This window comes from Streptomyces axinellae, assembly GCF_039532135.1.
GTDB classification, from domain to species: domain Bacteria; phylum Actinomycetota; class Actinomycetes; order Streptomycetales; family Streptomycetaceae; genus Streptomyces; species Streptomyces axinellae.
In genome coordinates this window covers 49,182-64,830 of record NZ_BAAARJ010000006.1, presented here as the reverse complement: position 1 = coordinate 64,830, position 15,649 = coordinate 49,182, and the positions used below count along the sequence as shown (strand labels likewise).

The 15,649-nt window shown below is 71.6% G+C and carries 14 protein-coding genes; 6 read left to right on the top strand and 8 right to left on the bottom strand.

Annotated features, from left to right (window positions below; genetic code table 11):
• Positions 1-81: 81 nt before the first annotated feature.
• The 4 genes from ABD339_RS10505 to ABD339_RS10490 all read right to left on the bottom strand — a co-directional run bounded on the left by ABD339_RS10505 (position 82) and on the right by ABD339_RS10490 (position 4,604).
• The gene (locus ABD339_RS10505; protein WP_344564552.1) at positions 82-1,494 is read right to left on the bottom strand and encodes an Nramp family divalent metal transporter; all 1,413 of its coding nucleotides are present in this window, start codon (positions 1,492-1,494) and stop codon (positions 82-84) included.
• Positions 1,495-1,702: 208 nt separating this feature from the next.
• Positions 1,703-2,662 carry a phosphoglycerate dehydrogenase gene (locus ABD339_RS10500; RefSeq protein ID WP_344564550.1) on the bottom strand — a complete coding sequence of 320 codons (960 nt, stop codon included), beginning with the start codon at positions 2,660-2,662 and terminating at the stop codon, positions 1,703-1,705.
• Positions 2,659-3,498 (bottom strand): HpcH/HpaI aldolase family protein, encoded by an 840-nt coding sequence (locus tag ABD339_RS10495; protein WP_344564548.1) that lies wholly within the window; start codon positions 3,496-3,498, stop codon positions 2,659-2,661. The genes ABD339_RS10500 and ABD339_RS10495 overlap by 4 nt, the downstream gene beginning before the upstream one ends.
• A 38-nt stretch (positions 3,499-3,536) precedes the next feature.
• Positions 3,537-4,604 carry an aldo/keto reductase gene (locus tag ABD339_RS10490; protein ID WP_425575951.1) on the bottom strand — a complete coding sequence of 356 codons (1,068 nt, stop codon included), beginning with the start codon at positions 4,602-4,604 and terminating at the stop codon, positions 3,537-3,539.
• A gap of 185 nt (positions 4,605-4,789) precedes the next feature.
• Here ABD339_RS10490 and ABD339_RS10485 point away from each other — a divergent pair, with 185 nt between their 5' ends.
• From ABD339_RS10485 to ABD339_RS10475, 3 genes are read left to right on the top strand one after another with little or no spacing between them, the layout of a single operon-like run.
• The gene (locus ABD339_RS10485; RefSeq protein ID WP_425575950.1) at positions 4,790-6,388 is read left to right on the top strand and encodes a four-carbon acid sugar kinase family protein; all 1,599 of its coding nucleotides are present in this window, start codon (positions 4,790-4,792) and stop codon (positions 6,386-6,388) included.
• The gene (gene pdxA / locus ABD339_RS10480) at positions 6,385-7,389 is read left to right on the top strand and encodes a 4-hydroxythreonine-4-phosphate dehydrogenase PdxA (RefSeq protein WP_344564544.1); all 1,005 of its coding nucleotides are present in this window, start codon (positions 6,385-6,387) and stop codon (positions 7,387-7,389) included. Before ABD339_RS10485 ends, pdxA begins: the two co-directional genes overlap by 4 nt.
• A gap of 42 nt (positions 7,390-7,431) precedes the next feature.
• Positions 7,432-8,244 (top strand): DeoR/GlpR family DNA-binding transcription regulator, encoded by an 813-nt coding sequence (locus ABD339_RS10475; RefSeq protein ID WP_344564542.1) that lies wholly within the window; start codon positions 7,432-7,434, stop codon positions 8,242-8,244.
• A 5-nt stretch (positions 8,245-8,249) separates the two neighbouring features.
• Here the strand turns inward: ABD339_RS10475 and ABD339_RS10470 are convergent, their stop codons facing one another.
• Complete coding sequence (locus ABD339_RS10470; RefSeq protein ID WP_344564540.1) at positions 8,250-8,738, bottom strand: phospholipase; 489 nt, start codon at positions 8,736-8,738, stop codon at positions 8,250-8,252.
• Between the two features lie 269 nt (positions 8,739-9,007).
• Positions 9,008-9,691, bottom strand: a complete 684-nt coding sequence (locus tag ABD339_RS10465; RefSeq protein ID WP_344564538.1) for a hypothetical protein — start codon at positions 9,689-9,691, stop codon at positions 9,008-9,010.
• 386 nt (positions 9,692-10,077) lie between these two features.
• Here ABD339_RS10465 and ABD339_RS10460 point away from each other — a divergent pair, with 386 nt between their 5' ends.
• Positions 10,078-10,854 (top strand): hypothetical protein, encoded by a 777-nt coding sequence (locus ABD339_RS10460; RefSeq protein WP_344564536.1) that lies wholly within the window; start codon positions 10,078-10,080, stop codon positions 10,852-10,854.
• Between the two features lie 75 nt (positions 10,855-10,929).
• On the opposite strand, the gene ABD339_RS10455 is transcribed toward ABD339_RS10460, so the two are convergent.
• The gene (locus ABD339_RS10455; RefSeq protein ID WP_344564534.1) at positions 10,930-11,460 is read right to left on the bottom strand and encodes a nitroreductase family deazaflavin-dependent oxidoreductase; all 531 of its coding nucleotides are present in this window, start codon (positions 11,458-11,460) and stop codon (positions 10,930-10,932) included.
• 165 nt (positions 11,461-11,625) lie between these two features.
• On the opposite strand from ABD339_RS10455, the gene ABD339_RS10450 reads away from it, so the two are divergent.
• A complete protein-coding gene (locus ABD339_RS10450; RefSeq protein WP_344564532.1) occupies positions 11,626-12,834 on the top strand; it encodes a hypothetical protein in 1,209 nt (402 codons plus the stop codon).
• Positions 12,835-13,082: 248 nt separating this feature from the next.
• Here ABD339_RS10450 and ABD339_RS10445 read toward each other — a convergent pair whose 3' ends face one another.
• Positions 13,083-14,786, bottom strand: coding sequence for an amidohydrolase (locus ABD339_RS10445; protein WP_344564530.1), 1,704 nt, complete (start codon positions 14,784-14,786; stop codon positions 13,083-13,085).
• A 426-nt stretch (positions 14,787-15,212) separates the two neighbouring features.
• On the opposite strand from ABD339_RS10445, the gene ABD339_RS10440 reads away from it, so the two are divergent.
• On the top strand, positions 15,213-15,638 hold the full coding sequence (locus tag ABD339_RS10440; RefSeq protein WP_344564528.1) for an SsgA family sporulation/cell division regulator: 426 nt from the start codon (positions 15,213-15,215) through the stop codon (positions 15,636-15,638).
• Positions 15,639-15,649 lie beyond the last annotated feature (11 nt).

Sequence of the window (15,649 nt, the reverse complement as noted above, 5' to 3'; positions counted from 1 at the left end):
AGGGGCACGGACGCGTCAGCAGGTGGCCGCTGGGGCTGGGGCGGATCCGCCACGTAGGGCCGGGTGGCGCCGGGTGGCCGGCTATCCCCCGGTCACCACGCCCAGCGTCTCCAGGATCCCGTAGACGCCGACGCAGAGGATGGCGACGCTGCTGAGGACCAGCGCGGCGGTCAGCCAGGGGTTGGCGCGGAAGCGCTTCGGGACGCCGGTGTAGCGGAGTCGCCAGACCGCGACGACCACGGCGAGCAGGAAGACGCCGCCGCCGATGCCGCCGACCTGCACCATCAGGACCGGGGACTGGATCCACAGGAAGAAGCAGGCCCACACCAGCGGCAGGATCCAGGTGAGGAGGCGGATGGTGCGGGTTCGGGCACGTACGTCGGTCCAGTCGATGACGCCGAGCAGGCCGAGGGTGTTGGTCCACAGCCGGGGCACGGAGGCGGTGGAGCCGATGAGGGTGGAGAAGAGGACGGCGAACGCGCCGATGAGAAAGAGGTATTCGGCCCAGGGCCCCATGGTGTCGGTGTAGATACGGGAGAGCGTCGTGATCATCTGGTTGCCCTCGGGGACGAGGTGCTGGGGGTTCAGCACGGCCGCGCCGATGGTGTAGAAGGACAGCGTGCACAGCACGCACACGGCCAGCCCGGTCAGCGTGTCCAGCCGCATCACCTTGATCCAGCCCTCGGCCCGCCGGGCCCGCTCCTCGCTGCCGTCGTCGGGGCCGGTCCAGCGGGCGTAGCCCTTCTCCATGCACCAGTAGGTGTACGTCGTCATCTCGTCGGCGCCGACTCCCGTGATGCCGAAGACGGCGAGGGCGATGCCGACGGTGCCGGCGGGTATCTCGAAGCTGAACCCGCCCCCGATGTCGCCCGCGCCGTAGCCGAATTCGGTGGCGGGCAGGCCCACCGCGAGGCTGACCGTGATCACCGTGAAGACGATGACGGAGAACACGCAGGCGCGCTCCACCAGGCCGTACTTACCGGACTGGAGCAGGCAGATCGTGGCGAGGGTGACGACGAGGGCCCACAGCGTGAGGGAGCCGGTGCTCAGCGGTTCGCCGATGACCGGCCACAGCACCGAACACGCGGCGGCGGTCCCGCCGATGATGCCGCCGCGCTGGAACATCTTGGCGAAGTCCATGCCGATCCAGAGCCAGTTGATCCAGCCCAGGCGGCCGACGCGGGGGCCGACTTCCCGGTAACCCTCCAGTGCCGGGCGGCCGTTGAGGATGGTCCAGCGGGCCAGCTCCATCTGTACCCAGACCTTGACCGCCGTCGAGAGCACCACCAGCCACAGCAGGGCGAAGCCCGCCTTCGCGCCCAGCGCGGTGGTGGTGATCAACTCGCCGGAGCCGACGACGGCGGCGGACAGCACGAAGCCGGGCCCGAGATGGCGCAGCCGGGCTGTGAAGGTGACGGGCGCCGGGCGGGCGTCTTCAGCGCGCAGGGCATACGGATCGGCCTGCGTGGGGGCGGGTGCGGTGGTCGTCGTCACGGTGTTCCTTTGCTGGTTCCGGCGCCGTCGCCGGAGCGGAAGGGAAAGCGGGGCTCCCGGAAGGGAGAGCGGGGAGACCCGGAAGGGAGAGCGGGGAGACCCGGAAGGGAGGGCCGGAAGGGGGAGTCGGAAGGGGGGCCGGAGGGAGCGGGAGGGGCGCGGCGCCCTCAGCCCGCCGTTGTGGTGCCGTGAGCCCGCCGTGTGGTGGTCAGTCCGCCGTGTGGTGCGGAGGCTCACCGTCGAGGACGCGGACGATGTCCTCGGCGACCATCAGCCCCATCGCGCGGTTGGCCTGGGGCGTGCAGGCCGCCATGTGCGAGGTGAGCGTCACGTTGGGCGCCGTGCGCAGCACATGACCGGCCGGGAGGGGTTCCACCGCGAAGGCGTCGAGCGCGGCGGCGGCGAGGTGGCCGGAGCGCAGGGCCTCGGCGAGCGCGTCGCTGTCGATGAGCCCACCGCGCGCGGCGTTGACCACGATCGCGCCGGGCCGCACGGCTGCCAGCCGGGTGGCGTCCAGCAGCGGGGCCCCGGCGGGCGGGAGGTGGAGGCTGAGGACGTCGGCGCGGGAGAGCGCCGCGTCGAGGGAGACCGGTTCGGCCCCCGCCTTCGACACCGACTCGTCGGGCACGTGCGGGTCGTGCGCCAGCACCCGCATGCCGAACGCCCGTGCGTAGCCGCCGACGAGGCGGCCGATCCGGCCGAAGCCGACCAGACCGAGGCAGCGGCCGTGCAGTTCGGGGCCGAAGAGTTTGGGCCACTCGCCGTCCGCGACAGCCGTGTGCGAGGCGGTGATCCGGCGGGTGGCGTCGAGGATGAGGCCGAAGGTGTACTCGGCCACGGCACGGGAGTTGGAGCCGGGCGCGTACACGACGGGGATGCCGCGCTCGCGGGCCGCGCCGACATCGATCGTGTCGGTGCCCACGCCGTGCTTGGCGATGACCTTCAGGCGCGGGGCGGCGTCCATGACCTCGGCGGTGACCGGGTCCATGCCGGCGATGAGCGCGTCGGCTCCGGCTATCCGCTCCAGCAGTTCGCCGTACGGCAGCGCCGCGTCGGCACGGGGGCGGACGGGGCCCGCGCCGCTCTGGGCGAGCAGCGTCCACGGGTCGGGCGAGTGCCGCGCGAAGGTCGGCGTGGTGATGAGGGTGGTACGTCCCGGACCGGTCATGCGCGGGTGCTCCGGTCCGTGGCGTCCCGGCGCCCCGTGGCGTCCCGGGCCGTGACGTTCCGCTCCGTGGCGTTCCGGGCGGCGTCGAGGTGCGCGGCGGCGGCCTGCTGGAGGTGGACGACATCGGCGGCGACACTCGCGAAGGTGAAGCCCTCATCGAGACGGCGGGCGGCACTCGCGCCGTCGGCGTTGTGGATACCGGCGGCGATCCCCGCGGCCTCGGCGGCCTCCCGGATCCGCACCAGCGCGGCCTCGAACTCCTCGGCGACATCGGGGTCCGTGGAGGTCCGGCCGCCGAGGGCGAGACGCAGGTCCGAGGGGCCCACGTAGATGCCGTCGAGGCCCGGGGTCGCACAGATCTCCTCGACGTGGGCGAGCCCGTCGGCGGTCTCGATCATGGCGAGGACGGCGGTCTGCTCGTGGGCGTCGGCCGGATCGGGGCCGATCCGCAACTGGGCGCGCATGGGGCCGTAGGAGCGGCGGCCGTGCGGCGGGTACCGTACGGCGGCCACGGCCTCGGCGGCGTCCCGCGCGGTGTCGATGAGCGGCACGATGACGGCGGCGGCACCGGCGTCCAGCGCTCGTCCGATGCAGGTGAGGTCGTTGGCCTCCACCCGGACCACACCCACGGCGGTGGAGTCCCGGGTGTCGGTGGCGATGAGGTTGTTGAGGAGGCCCTGGTAGCCGAAGAGGCCGTGCTGGGCGTCGAAGGCGAGGTAGTCGTACCCGAGCCGGGCGAGGCGTTCGGCGGCGACGGGCGAGTCGAGCAACGACCAGTAGCCGAGGAGGCGTTGGCGCTTGCGCAGGGCGTCGGTGAAGTGCGCGGCGGTGGTCATGAAGGGGCTCTCCGGAGGGGTAGGGGCGGGGCGGGGGCTCAGCGGTTGTAGGCGGGCATCGGGCCGCGCAGCTCCTCGCCGATGGTGTCGCACGCGGCGGTGACGTCCGCGGGCAGCGGGCCGGCTTGCGCGGCGGCGATGTTGGCCCGCAGGTGGTGCACCTTGGAGCCGCCGAGGAGGAGCGCGTCGGTCGAGGGCCGGTCCAGGAGCCAGCGCAGCGCGAGTTCGGTGAGCGGGAGGCCCGCCCCGTCGGCGACGGCGGCCAGTTGCCCGACGGCGGCGAACAGGTCCTCCTGCCAGTAGCGCTGCTTGTACATTCGCGCGAGCTTCGAGTCGCCGAAGCGGCCGGTGGCAGGCTGTGCGTCGAAGCGGTGGCGGCCGGTGAGGAGGCCGCCGCAGAGCGGGTTGTAGACCATGGTGCGCAGCCCGCTGACGGCGGCGTACTCGACGTATTCCTCCTCGATCCTGCGGGCGAGGAGGTTGTGCAACTGCTGGGCGACGACGGGGCGCGGGGCGCCCACCTCGTCGGCGGTGCGGGTCAGCTCCGCGATCTGCCAGGCCGCGTAGTTGGAGACCCCGAGAGCGCGGATCTTCCCCTCGGCCGCGAACTGGGCGACGGCCGCCAGGGTTTCGGCCGGCGGCGTGCCGCGGTCGGGCTGGTGGAGGTAGAAGAGGTCCACGTGGTCGGTGCCCAGCCGCTTGAGGCTGCCTTCGAGCGCCGCACGCAGCCCGGTCGGGGAGAGGGGAGGGTGGTCTCCCTGGTCGGGGTGGGGGATGCCGGCCTTGGTGGCGAGCACGATCCGCTCGCGTCTCCGGGGCAGCAGCCCGGCGAGGATGCGCTCGCTCTCGCCGCCCGCGTAGCCGTTGGCGGTGTCGATGCCCGTGATGCCCGCGTCCAGTGCGGCGTCCAGCATCGCCGCTGCCCCGTCGCGGTCCACGGTGTCACCGAACGTCATGGTGCCCAGGACGAGCCGGGAGAGGGGGAATGGGACGGCGGGCAGGACGATGCCCCGGGTTCCGGGGTCCGGGGCCGGGCCTGGTGCCCGGCCGGGAGCGGAGTCGGGGCCTGGGTCTGGGCCGGGGTGGGTGCCGGGGCCGGTGCTCACGAGCGGTTTCCTTCCGGTACAGGGCCGTGCCGTGCGCCGCCGCCCCAGGGGTGGTTGGCGACGGTCGTTGTCGCGTGGACGGCACGCTCGCACGGGCTGCGCGTTTCGCGCAAGAGTCTCGCGCGAATCGCGCAGCCTGTGCCATCATCGGGCGACAGCGGACAGCGGCGGACACCAACGGCCCCGTGGTCACCCAGTGCGCAGCGCGCGTTCCGCACATCGCATGCGCATTCCGCGCGCCGTATGCGCGTCCCGCGCGGGGCTTGAAGGAGGTTCTCGTGTGCCCTTGGAACAGCGCGTCGCCGGTTCTGGCACTTGCTGATGACCTGTCAGGAGCGGCTGAGGTGGCCGCACTGCTCCGGCTGCCCGCGCGGCTGGAGCTGGACCCGGCACGAGCGCGGCAGCCCCCGGACACCCCGGACGCCCTGGCCGAGTGGGCGTCCGGGAGTGTCCGTACGGCCGTCGTGACGGACCTCGACTCGCGCCAGGCGGACCCCGAATCGGCGGCCGAGGCCGTACGCGCGCTCCTGGCCGGGAGCGGGCCGGACGCCTTCCCCCCGCGCGGAATCCCGTACGCCGAAGGCGGCACCGGCGTGGCCCCCGCCCAGGCCACCACCGCCACCGGCCGCGAGCCGCTTCTGTGGTACAAGAAGGCCGACTCGCTGCTGCGGGGCAACGTGGGAGCCGAGGCCGCCGCGTTCGCGGAAGGGGCCGAGGCCGTGGTGACGGCCATGGCGCTGCCAGGCACCGGACGGGTGGTGCGCGAGGGCGTGGTCCACGTCCAGGGCGTGCCGCTGCACGAGAGCGGCGCGTGGCGCGCCGAAGGGCGTACTGCGCCCCGCTCGCTCCCCGAGGCGCTCGCGCCACTGCCCACCGTCTGCCTGCCGGTCGGGGCCGTGCGACGGGGAGCCCGCGCCCTCGCCGGCCGGCTGAAGGACGCCGCCGCGCAGGGGCTGCATCCCGTGTGCGACGCCGAGACCGACGCCGACCTGACGGTGATCGCCGAGGCCGCGCTCTCCCTCGGCCCCGGATACCGGCTGCTGGGCAGCGGCGGGCTGGCGGCGGCCCTGGGCCGGATCATCGGCGACGGCACAGCGCACGACGCGCCGACGGAGCGTATCCACGCCGCCGCGCGCCCCCTGCTCGTCGTCGTGGGGAGCGCCGAGCCCGTGATCCGCACTCAGATCGCCCACTTGGTGGCGGCCGGGGCGCACCACGTGACGCTGACCCCCCGATCACTGGTCAACGCCGACGCCGACCTCAGCCCGAACACCCGCGAACACGCGCACGCCCAGGGCCACTCCCCCGCCCCCGCCCGCACGGTCTTCCACTCCGGCGCGGACTCCGACCCCGGCAGTGCACCCGCCCACGCCCCCCTGCCATCGCTCGCGCCCCACGCGGTCACCGTCCTCTCGATCGACGGGGCCGACGGCATCCGCCCGGCCCAGGCGCGCCACCTGGTGTGCGGGCTGGCCCGCACCGTGGCGGCGCTGCCCGGCGGGCCCGATCTGGTACTGACCGGCGGGGAGACGGCTCGCCGGGTACTCGATGCCCTGGGCATCACCACGCTGCGGCCGGTCGGGGAGATCCATCACGGCGCGGTGCACTGCCGGACCCCCGAGGGGCGCTCGGTGGTCACCCGGCCCGGCAGCTTCGGCGGCCCGGACTCGCTCCTGCGGATCGCCACCGCGCTACGCCCCCACCTCCTGTGCCCACCGGCCGCCCCGGAACCGTCTCCCCCCAAGCCCCCAACCGCCCCGCCACGTCAAGGAGTCACACAGTGAACGCGCAGCAGCCCCTCCCCCTGATCGGCCTCACCATGGGTGACGGCGCCGGTGTCGGGCCCGAGGTGATCGTGCCGGCGGTACTGGACGCCGGAACGCTGAGCCGGTGCCGGCCCGTGGTGATCGGCGATGCCGCACGGCTGCGGGAGGCGGCCCGGATTCTCGGCGCCGACTGCGAGGTCGTGACCGTCGCGGCGCCCGGCGAGGCCGCGTACCCGCCCGGCCGCGTCAACGTCATCGACCTCGGGCTGCTGCCGCCCGGCCTGCCGTGGGGCGAGCTGTCGGCCGCGGCGGGCAACGCGGCGTACGAGTACGTCAAGCACGCGGCGGAGCTGGCGGTCGCGGGCGAGATCGACGGGATCTGCACCGCGCCGCTCAACAAGGGAGCCCTGCACGCGGCCGGTCATCTCTACCCCGGCCACACCGAGTTGCTGGCGCACCTGACCGGGGTCGAGGAGGTGTCGATGATGCTGTCCACCGAGAAGGTGAAGGTCATTCACGTCACCACCCACATCGGTCTGATCGACGCGGTCGCGCGGATCGAGCCCGGTCTCGTCGAGCGGACCGTACGGCGCGGCCACGAGGCCCTGGTCCGGGCCGGACTGCCGCACCCCGTCATCGGCGTCTGCGGCATCAACCCGCACGCAGGCGAGAACGGGCTGTTCGGCTACGGCGAGGAGGAGGAGAAGATCGTGCCCGCGCTGGAGAAGGTGCGCGAGGCCGGTATCGACGCGCGCGGACCGCTCCCCGCCGACACCGCCTTCTTCCTGGCCTCGCGCGGCGACTACGACCTCATCGTGGCGATGTACCACGACCAGGGCCACGGGCCGGTAAAGGTGCTCGGCATCGAGGCCGGGGTCAATCTCACCGTCGGCCTCCCGGTGATCCGCACCTCCGTAGACCACGGCACCGCCTTCGACATCGCCGGCAAGGGCAAGGCCGAGGCCGGTAGCATGATCGAGGCGCTGCGGCAGGCCGCGCACATGTCCACCGCCGGCTGAACCCCCGTATCGAGACGGACACTTGAGCGCGAAGGACACGTGATGCAGCCCATCGGATCCCAGGACCGGCGCGCGGAGATCCTGCGACTCGCCACCACCACGGGCCTGGCCGGCGTCGAGGAGCTGTCACAGCGCTTCGGCGTGACCGCCTCCACCATCCGCCGCGATCTCGCCCGGCTCACCGCCGACGGGCGGCTCGCCCGCACGTACGGCGGGGCGATGGCGCTGGCCGCGCACCCCGAGTCGTCGCTGCGGCAGCGGACGGGCGAGGCGTACGCGCAGAAGCGGGCGATCGCCCGGTGGGCGGCGGCGCGGGTGCGGCCGGGCGAGACGGTATTGCTGGACGCGGGTTCGACAGTGGGGGCGCTGGCCCACGAACTGCGCACGGTCAAGGACCTGACGGTGGCCACGACCGGGCTGACGGCGCTGCACGAACTGGCGGACGTCGAGACGCTCCATGTGGAGTGCCTGGGCGGGACGCTGCGCCCGCTCAGCCAGGCGTTCGTGGGCCCGCTGACCGAAGCGGCGCTGGAGCGGATGACGTTCGACCGGGTCTTCCTGTCGGCGGACGGGGTGACGGCGGACGGCGGGATCTGCGAGGCGGATCTGCGCCAGACCCGGCTGAAGGAGCTGATGGCCCGCCGCGCCACGCACCTCTACGTGCTCGCCCACGCCGCGAAGTTGGGCCGGGCCCCCTTCCACGCCTGGGCCGCGCTGCCGCCCGGCTGGACGCTGGTCACGGACTGGGAGGCGGCCACCGAACAGGAGCGGCCGTTCACCGAGCGCGGGGTTCGGGTGGTCCGGGCCGAGCCGGTCGAAGAGCTGGTGCCGCCGCCCGGCCCGCCCACCCCCTGAACCGCTCAGCCGACCGGACTGGCCTTCTTCGTACCGGCGACCCGGACCGCCTGGTAGTACGTCCAGGCCAGGCCGTCGCAGGAGACCTTCGTGGCGCCGCTGTAGCGGGTGCACACACGCTTGAGGTCCTCGTAGAAGGCGCTGTCGAGGCGGGCCTTGTTGGCGTCGAAGGCGCCCATGGCCTTGTAGTTGCGGTAACCGAAGTCGTGCCGGATACAGCTGTTTTCGAAGGGGAAGCCGAAGGGGTTGTCCGGGGACGAGGAGCACTTGTCCGTGGACCAGTCGAAGTTGTACGCGGCGTAGTCGCCCTGGCGGGCACGTGCGGCGAGGAACGCGTTCTGGCTGGCAGCGCTGGTCTGGGTCCAACTCGCCAGCACCTGGGGCTTATCAGCCGGGACGGCCGAGGCCGTCGTGGCAGAGCCCAGAACGGTGAGCAGGGCGGCGGTCGCCACCGCGAAACCGACGGTGGATCTCCTACGGCGGATACGACGCATTCCATACCTCCACGAGGGGAAGAGCGCGAGCCGGTCAGCACTTCCGCGAAGCGGCGCTCACGGCAGGAGCGCGCGCTCCTGCCCTGGCCATGCATACCTGCCCGCACTCGTGGAGGAGTCGAGCCCCGGGACACCCTGTGGCGGCGGCCCGGCCGCAAGACGGACGGGGGCAGCCGCGCCACCGCGCCGCCGCCCCGTCACACCCGTTCATCCAACGGTCCGCTGAGCGTCGGCCGTTGGGCGCCCCGCGCTGGGCGCCGGCTCTCGGGTCAGCCCACGGACAGGCCGAGGTCGGTCACATACCAGCTGTTGTCCACGCGGGACGTCTTGACGTTGACATCGACCTGGCCCTTCTTCACCCCTGTGGAGTGGGAGAGGACGATGGCGTTGAGCGTCTGCCCGTCAACGGCGATGTGATCCCCGTCCACGGCCGCCTTGTCACCGGATCCCTTGGGCTCGGCCACGTTCACCTGCGGAGGGTTGCTCACCTTGTCCGGCGTGAACGTGGTGTGGAAGCGGCTCAGCTGCTTCTTCGTCTTCCGCGTCTCCGCCTCGTTGTCGCCGCACTTGCCCATGGCCTTCGGCTTCGCCTCGTCGCTGCTGCCCTCAGCCGGCATCGCCATGACCTTGCAGGCTTCCTCGGGACGGTCCTGGACAACTGCCGACACCCACCGGGTCACCGCCTCCTGCGCGGAGGACGCCCCCGCGGGCCCCTGCTGCTGCTTGCCGGCCCCGGGGGGCGCCTTCGAGGAGCCCTTCGAGGAGTCGGGCTCCCGAGGCACGTTCTCGGCCGGGTCGGCCGTAGGCGTGATGTCCGAGGCCGCCGCCTTCTCGGAGTCGTTCTTGTCATCCGAGCAACCGGCCACGAACGGGGCGATGGCCACCAGGCAGGTGCCCGCGACCAGGCCGAGGGCTCTCTTCTTCTTCGTGTACTTCGAGCTGCGTATCGTCATGCCTTGCCTTCGTGTTCTCTCGCCGAACTTTCGCTGACTTCGCCCGCGCGGGTACGCCGGGCCCCGTGCTGGTCGACGGGCCTTCGGCTCACCTTCGACCGCGCGGCTTCCTGACCAGTGCCGAGCTGCTGTTCGGCTGCTGGGAGGTGAACTGCTTCGCTCCCGGGACGGCTTGGCCGGCCCCTCCGGTCCCCGGCTGTCGCTTCTGCTGCTGTTTCTGTGCCGACACGCCCCGGTTCACGTGAGGAAGGTTGTTCCTCACCCTGCTCGCGAGGCTGTGGCCCGCTCGGTTGACGCCGCGGGCCAGCCGGTTGTGGGCCAGCCGGTCCGTCAGCCCCTGCTCCTTCTCATCGCCGGAGCTGTCGTCCACCTCGAATACTGACCGTTTGACGGCCTCGGGCGGCTCCTCGACTGCTGGCGAGCCCGGCACCGGCACCTGCACCTGCACCTGCGCGAACGGCGGGTACGCGGAAGGCTCGGGCCTGCCCCGGGCCTCGTCCCACGAGGATGCGGGGGACGACGCGGGACGATACCCGTTGGGGTCTGTCGAGTACATCGAGGACCGGGGGCGAGGGCCCGTGTCCTCCCGCGCGTGCTCCGAAGTCGGCGAGCCCGGCGCGTGCTCCGAGTACACCGAGGACGAGGGGCGGATACCAGTCTCGCCCCGCGAGTACTCCGAAGTCGGCGACTCCGGCGCGTGCTCCGAGTACACCGAGGACGAGGGGCGGATACCAGTCTCGCCCCGCGAGTACTCCGAAGTCGGCGACTCCGGCGCGTGCTCCGAGTACACCGAGGACGAGGGGCGGATACCAGTCTCGCCCCGCGAGTACTCCGAAGTCGGCGACTCCGGCGCGTGCTCCGAGTACACGGAAGTCGGCGACTCCGCACGCGGCACGGCAGTCGGCGGCTGGGGAGCCTGTCTCGGGTTCGTGAACGCCTCCGGCGGCGGCGCGGGAGCCCGCCGCGGATTCATGAACAGCCCGTCCTCCGCGCCGGGCTGCAAGGGCGACTGGTACTCGTACCGCTCACGCCCCTGGGAGGACCCGAAGACGCCCTCAGCGCCCCCTCGCCTCCCGTACGGGCCTTCGCCCGCGCGCCCTCTTGGTTCCCTGTCCGGCATTGTGAACTCCTCTGGTGGGATTCCGCTCACCAGAGAAACGTAAGCCTCCGCTTTTCGGTTCGACCGGCGGACCGCATGCCACGACGCCGCCCCCGTCGCCCACCCCGCCGCGACAGGATTACGGCTCCCGGTCCGGTCCGTCGCAGACAGCCGAGCCCGGGCCGGCCAACTCGAACCGCACGAACGGAATCGCCGTCCCCACCTGCCGGAACTCCTCCGGGCTCCCGTCCGTCAGCTCGAATCCCATGAAGGCGCACAGCCGTCGCGCCACCCGCGGATGCCGCACCGCGTACCGCGCCATCAGCTCCCCGCCCTCCCTGGGCGACAGGAACCGCGCGACGACATCGTGGCGCCCGGCACCGACGTGAACCGTCACCCGGGGCGTGGCCCGCAGATTCTGATACCAGGCGGACTGCGGCCCGAACCCGGCGGCCACCGTCCAGGAAGGCCCGGCGGGATCGTCGCGGGCGACCACCTCGATCACGACCCGCCGCAGGTGCCCCGACTTGCGTCCGACGTGTTCCAGCAACAGGAACCGCTGCCCCAACAGCCGGCCCAGCCGGGCCCGGAACAGCCAGATCGGCAGGCGAAAGAGGAAGCGCCGCCAGCCCTTCGGCAACGGCGGACGACCCGATGCGGACTCGTTCACGCCGGCACACTACAGACACGCGGAAGGATGAACCGGGAGGGGCGCTGGTACGTAGTAGAGACAGCGTGGTGAACCGGCGAAGCGTTGACCGAAGCATTGACATGGACGGGAGTTGCTGTGGCACCGAGGCGGCCAAGGGTCTCTGAGCTCAGTCCGCAGGAGCGGATGGCGTGGGAAGAGCGCCTCGGCCCGAAATACCTGGACGAGCCCCTGAGGAGCATGCGGGAAAACGATCCCGACATGCAGCGGGTCTGGGCCTCGGCGATGGAGTCCGGGCGGCACACCGCAGGTGGCGGCCAGTTCATGCAAGACGGCACCTGGCTACAGGACCTGGCGAACCAACGGGCGGACCGGCTCGGCGGAGAGTCCGCACTACACCTGAGGGACTTGTCCTACATGCATGCGGCGGGCTCGTCCTTCGGGCGGCTGGCAGCGACACACGGGTCGTCGACCGCCGCCCTCCAGGCGAGAATCGACCAGACGTGGCAGCCCTACGCCTCCACGAACCTTCCCCACCACAACGGCTGGGTCCGGGCCGCGCGCAGAATCCGGTCGGCGTTCCAGCAGTTGACCGGCCGGCAGCGGGAGCCCGTCGCACCGCAACGCCCCGGACCAGAACAGGCTTTTCCGCCCCCGTATGCGCCGCCTGCCCCGACCCCCACCCCGGCCCCGACACCGACCGGCCCGCCTCCCGCCTACAGCCCCGGGTCCGGCCCCGACTCGGTGGCCGCGATGGAAGCCGCCGCGCACAGGATCATCGAACGCGACAAAGCGCTGATGGCCCCCCTCAAGAAGATGCTGGCCCAAGCCGAAGCCACTCAACTGGCCAGAGACCTCGGCTACTCGCCCGAGGCACTCGCCAACGAAATCCGGGTCCGCAGCGACGACGCTCCCCACACGAAGTCGGCGGCCCTTCCCTCACACGAGCAGCACCAAGGACCGACCCCCTCGCGTCCTTCGTCACAGGCCGGGCAGCCCCCCTCCTACAGCCCCGGGTCCGGCCCCGACTCGGTGGCGGAGAAGCCACTGCCGGACACGCCCCTGCCCGCGATGGAAGCCGCCGCGCACAGGATCATCGAACGCGACAAAGCGCTGATGGCCCCCCTCAAGAAGATGCTGGCCCAAGCCGAAGCCACTCAACTGGCCAAGGACCTCGGCTACTCGCCCGAGGCGCTCGCCAACGCCATCCACGTCCGCAGCAACGACGCCCCACACCAGAAATCGGCGGCCCAGTTCCTCCCGGCCGGATTCGACCGCAACCAGCACCGTCCGCACACGCCCGTCCGGCAACAAGACCCGGCGGCCACCCCGGCCGGCCCGAACGCGAACCGGAACCCGAACACGACCCCGGCCCGCCGAGGGCCCGGGCGCTGAGCCCCACACCCAGTGCGGGCCTCGCGCCTCTCGCGGTGGCCGAGGTCCTGCCGTCCCTGGGCGCGGCCGGGGACCGCGGCCCCGCCCACGGACGCGCCGCCGCACCGACCTTGTCCGGCGCGCGGCCAGCGGGCGGGAACACGGTGACCGGCCGACGAGCCATGCCTCCGCCCTGCGGCGAGCCCGCGCTGTCCGCGTCTTGGACGCTCGCTCGGCGTGCGCGGCGGGCCGACCCCGGTCAGCCATAGTCAGCCGGTGAGAACGTCGTGCACGATCTCGCCGCCGACCATGGTCAGTTCGACCGGCATGCCCGGGATTTCGTGCGGGTCGGCGGTCAGCAGATCGCCTCCGAGCACGCACAGGTCAGCGACCTTGCCGACTTCCAAGGTGCCCTTCCACTCGTCGGCGAAATCCTGCCAGGCGGCGTTGACGGTATAGGTGCGCACCGCTTCCGCAAGCCCTATGCGCTGCTCGGGGCCGCTGACCCGACCGCTGGCCTTCGACTCCCGAAGCAGCATCGAGGCGATGCCCCGGCGCCAGTCGGGGAAGGTGACGGGCGCGTCCGAACTGCTCGCCACCATGACCCCGGCGTCGATGGCGTCACGGTAGGGCCACGCGTAGGCGGCCCGCTCGGGACCGACGAACTCCTGCTCCAGATCGGCGACGGTCCACTTGATCGTGGGGTTCATGTTGACGCCGAAGCCGTACTCGGCCAGCGTCTTCATGCTGCGGCCACTGAGGAAATCCCCGTGGATGACGTAGTGCCGGGCATCGGTGCGGGGATACTCGGCAGCGGCGGCGGCGAAGGCGTCGACGACGGTGTCAATACCTCGGTCCCCTGTGACGTGCACCCCCACCTGGTAGCCGGCGGCGTGCGCGTGACGCACCATCTCCCGGATCTGGGCCACACGTTCGTCGTCCGTGTCGCCTCCCACACAGAGGGCGCCGCAGCCGCCGCCGAGGTATGCCTCGTGCATCCACGCCGTCTTGTTCGGCGGGATGCCGTCGGCGAAGATCTTCACACCTATGACGTTCAGCCGGCGCGGGTCGCTGCTCGGCGGCGCCTCGATCCCGTCCAGCGCTCTCGCGAACTCCGCCGCCGTACTCGACAAACCGGTCGGCAGCAGCAGCACGCTGACCCGCGCGGTCAGTTCGCCGGCGGCCGACAGCTCCCGGTAGACGTCCAGGGTCTCCTGCGCCAGCGCCCCGCCCATGATCTGGCCGCCGCCGGGGCCGAGGCCGGGCTCCGTGTAACTGGTGATACCGAGTCCGCGCAGTGTGGCCAGTGCCGACCGGATGGCCTTGGCCCGAGTCTCTCGGGTCAGGGCGGGCACCGCTCGTTGAACACACGCCTGCGCGCCTTCCCGCAGCAGGCCCGTCGGCTCCCCCGCCTCATCGGCCACGATGATCCCTCCCGGCGGGGGCACCGTGCCCCGATCGACCCCGGCACGGGCGAGGGCGGCCGAGTTCACCCACGAGACGTGCGCGGAGAAGTCCACGAGCACCACCGGATGGTGCGGACTGACGGCGTCCAGGTCCTGGCGGGTGGGCAGCCGGGACGAGTCGTCCACGCACTCGGCGAGATAGCCGTGGTCCCAGCCGATTCCGAATATCCACTCACCTCTCGGAGTCTGTTCGGCAGCGACCCGGACAGCCTCCACCACATCGGCGATCGACCCCACGCCCGGATAGCTGAGATCCAGCGCCATGGGGGGTGTGCGTATCCCGAACCCACAGCCGTGCAGATGCGAGTCGTTGATCCCAGGCAGCAGCGTTCCGCCCTTGAGGTCCACCACCCGGGTGGTGGGGCCGACGCATGCCGCGATGTCCTCGCGGCCACCGACAGCGGTGATGGTGCCGCCGGTGACCGCGAGAGCGGAAGCGACGGTGAAGCGGGAGTCAACGGTCAGTACGGAACCATTGACGAAGACCAGATCGGCGAATGCGGGCATGGCCACCTCTCGAACTGAGTACCGGGGCAGAGCACGCGTGCCATCGATCAGAGTCGTGCTGCATCACCGCGACCAGCCCGCCGCTGCCGGACGCAGCGGGCGGCTGGGACCGGAGCGGAGCGGCCGATCCCGGAAAAAGAACCGCACTCTCCGTGAACTTTTCCGCCGGGCCCGCCATCGAATGCTAGCAGGAACAAGGATTTCGACAATCCTCAGTCTGGCTGGTCAGAGGCGCTTCTCGCTTATCTGGCCACCCATCGGACGCCAAGCCTCATGAAATTGCAAGGCTAGGACGGGGTGCGTTACAACACCCTCAAACGTGATTCACATCTCAACAACGACCAAAAAGGCAAATTCGGACGAGCGTTTTCCGTCTCCTGTGTCAGAGGTGAACGACTCTCCAGGACGAGGAACAGGGGTTTGATCATGGTCTCCGAAATACGCCGGTCGCTCTTCGCCGACGTTCATACTGGCCTGGGCTCGCTTGAGCGAATCCACGCCATGCTGTACTACGTCCCAGGAGACCCGTTCGCCGTGCGGATGCGCTTGCTGATGAGCGGCACGAGCGGCGACGAGCCGATGGAGTGGACGTTTGCGCGCAACCTGCTCATCGAGGGAGTGGACACTCCCTCGGGCGTCGGCGCCGTCCGTATCTGGCCGCTGAACTCCGAGCGCATCGCCATGAGTCTGGACGCACCCGAAGGGGAGGACCGCAGGCGTGCGCCCCTGTTGCAGTTGATGACTGCCGACATCCTGCGCTTCCTGGACAGCTCCTATGAGGAGGCGCCCGCGGGCTGCGAGCCCCGGCCCGATTGGGATCTGGAGCTCGCCTCGATGCTGCGCCAAGCGTGACCGGCCTACGG